We start from the raw sequence: 2,269 nt of genomic DNA, 5'->3' as shown, positions 1-2,269 counted from the left end.
AGGCCTCGTGTACGGTGAGCCACACGCCACGCGGGGTCGGTGGTGATCGCTTAGGGGCTGTAGCGCAGCTGGTAGCGCACCGCACTGGCAGTGCGGGGGTCACGGGTTCGAATCCCGTCAGCTCCACCATGACAGCCTTACTAGAACCCCGGGCACATAAAGCCCGTGCTAGCGAGCCTGTCAGGGATGATCGCAGGTCAGAGCCGCCGTCTTGTCCAGGGACGGCGGCTCTGTGCGTCTGTGGGGCACGCTGACGGCGGTAGGTGTGGTGTGTCTGTTGGTGGTGCTGCCGGTGGTCCTGGTAGAGGTGGTAGGTGTCGGTGAGGAGGTCAAAGGGCTCCCGTAGCTCGTGCTCGGTGATCTTGTGTCCGTCCACGTAGAGCTTGGTGAAGAAAGCCTTGTTAAGGATGGTTCTCACGGCCTCGTTGCTCTGTTGGTACATGGCCTTCGGGTTATCCAGCAGCTCAAGTGCCCGGTAAAAGATCGCTCGGCCGGTGTCAAGACGCTGTTCTGCCTGGTCAAGTTCGCGTTTGATGTGCTTGCGTTCTTGTCGGATGGTTTGGACTTTCTCGCGCAGCCTGTCCTTGGGCCAGCCCTCTTCGGAGGCTAGATCAAGGAGGTAGCTTTCCTTGGCGTCAAGCTTGTCCAGTCGCTGGGTGTATTGGTCACGCATCTCGTCAGTGAGGCTGTGGTTGGTGGCGACAGCCGCGTCTACGGCGCTACGTACCTCGGCCCGGAACTCATCAGGAAGCCACACCGCGTGGCCGTAGTGGTCTAGGGCGGCTTGTTCCATGACTTCCACAGGTATGTAGGGTTGGTCACAGGTTTTGTCGGCGCGGCCACCGCAGAAAAAGTAGTAGTAGATGCCACCGTGTCGGCCTTTGGCGCGCTGGACCATGAAGCATTGTTTGCAGCGGGCGCACCACACTACGCCTTTGAGGTAGTGGTGGTGGGTGCGTTGCCGGGTGCCGCTGCCAGAGTGTGAATCAAGGACCCGCTGTGCTCGGTCAAACAGTTCTTCGGAGATGAGGGGTTGGTGGCGGCCGTTGGGGTATTCGACACCCTTATAGGTCACACATCCGATGTAGTAGCGGTCCCGAAGCGTCTTCCACAGGGTTTGGATCGAGATGGGCTTGCCCGTGGTGGGCATGCGGAGTCCGGCGTCGGTGAGTTTGCTCTGCAGCTGTTCCATGTTGGGGTAGTGTCCGGTAGCCCAGAGTTCGAAGGCCATGCGTACGTAGGGGGCGCGTTCGTCATCGAGGGCGATGGTGTTGACCTTGTGGCCGTCGATGGTTACCGTGGTGTTCTGGTAGCCAAGCTTGGCGCGGCCGTTGGTCCCGCCGTTTTTAGCCTTGTTGAGCATCTTGGTTTTAATGTCTTCGCCGTTCATGCGGACTTGGACCCAGTTGAAGACGTCGGTGACAGCTTCCATGGCTTCGGCCATGTAGCCCTCGCCGAAGTTTTCTTTGGCGGAGACGAGCTTGACGCCGAGTTTGTCGAGCTGCTGTTTGACGACAGCTGCTTCGACGTAATTTCGGAAGATGCGTGAGCGCATGTAGATAATAACGTAGTCAACGTCGTGCTGCTGGGTAACGCGTTTGAGTAGCTCTTTGAAGATGGGACGCTTGTCCATGGACTGGCCGGAATAGCCTGGCTCGACATACTCGCCGACCTTGACTACACCGAGCTCTTTGGCCTTGACATCGCAGCAGGCGCGCTGGGTTGGGATGGAGTTGCCTTCCGGGTCAATGTCGGTGGCCGTGTGCATCTGCTTCGGGTCGGACACCCGCAAGAGGTACACGGCGCGCTTGACCTGCACGTCTTCACTGGAGTCATAGTTCATGGCTTGGGGCAGCTTCCTTTCTCTGTCGTTATGGCAGCGAGGACCTTGCCGCGACACCAGTAGCGTTGGGACGGCTTAGACGTCTGGTCGCATCGCTTCCTGGGGGCGCTCAGGCCAAGTCGTTCCAGCCGTATGGCCATAGCGGGGGCCGAAGCATGAAAGAGTGAAGCTAGGGCTTGCTGGTCGCAGGTTCCGTCACTCCAAGCTCGCTTGACCCACGTGCGGGGCATGATCAGGCAGGCCGAAAAGTAGTCGCAGATCCGCTCGGCCCGCTCGCTAGAGGGCTTGCCTTTGGCGTCTGGATAGAGCACGTCAATGAACGGGTGATCAAGCACATGCTTGAACTCGTGGCCCAAGGTGAAGCGTCGCCGCGTGACGTGGTCATCGCTGTTGATGACGATGTGCCAACGGCCTCGACTGTACTCG

Annotated in this window: 2 protein-coding genes, 1 tRNA gene and 1 pseudogene; 2 read left to right on the top strand and 2 right to left on the bottom strand. The window is 59.4% G+C overall.

The window, feature by feature from the left end:
• Positions 1–53 precede the first annotated feature (53 nt).
• Positions 54–129: transfer RNA gene (locus tag ACRESJ_RS24565), tRNA-Ala, on the top strand.
• Between the two features lie 82 nt (positions 130–211).
• Complete coding sequence (locus ACRESJ_RS24560; RefSeq protein WP_431760216.1) at positions 212–346, top strand: hypothetical protein; 135 nt, start codon at positions 212–214, stop codon at positions 344–346.
• 483 nt (positions 347–829) lie between these two features.
• Here the strand turns inward: ACRESJ_RS24560 and ACRESJ_RS24555 are convergent.
• Together ACRESJ_RS24555 and ACRESJ_RS24550 are read right to left on the bottom strand one after the other, a co-directional pair.
• A pseudogene (locus ACRESJ_RS24555) lies at positions 830–1,768 on the bottom strand (recombinase family protein); the annotation flags it as partial.
• 71 nt (positions 1,769–1,839) lie between these two features.
• The coding region (locus tag ACRESJ_RS24550; protein WP_431760215.1) for an ImmA/IrrE family metallo-endopeptidase at positions 1,840–2,269 on the bottom strand (430 nt) is incomplete at its 5' end.

The organism is Pseudomonas sp. (assembly GCF_050739655.1).
Lineage (GTDB): Bacteria > Pseudomonadota > Gammaproteobacteria > Pseudomonadales > Pseudomonadaceae > Aquipseudomonas.
Note: the sequence above shows the minus strand (reverse complement) of the source record. Positions and strands in the feature narration are given on the sequence as shown.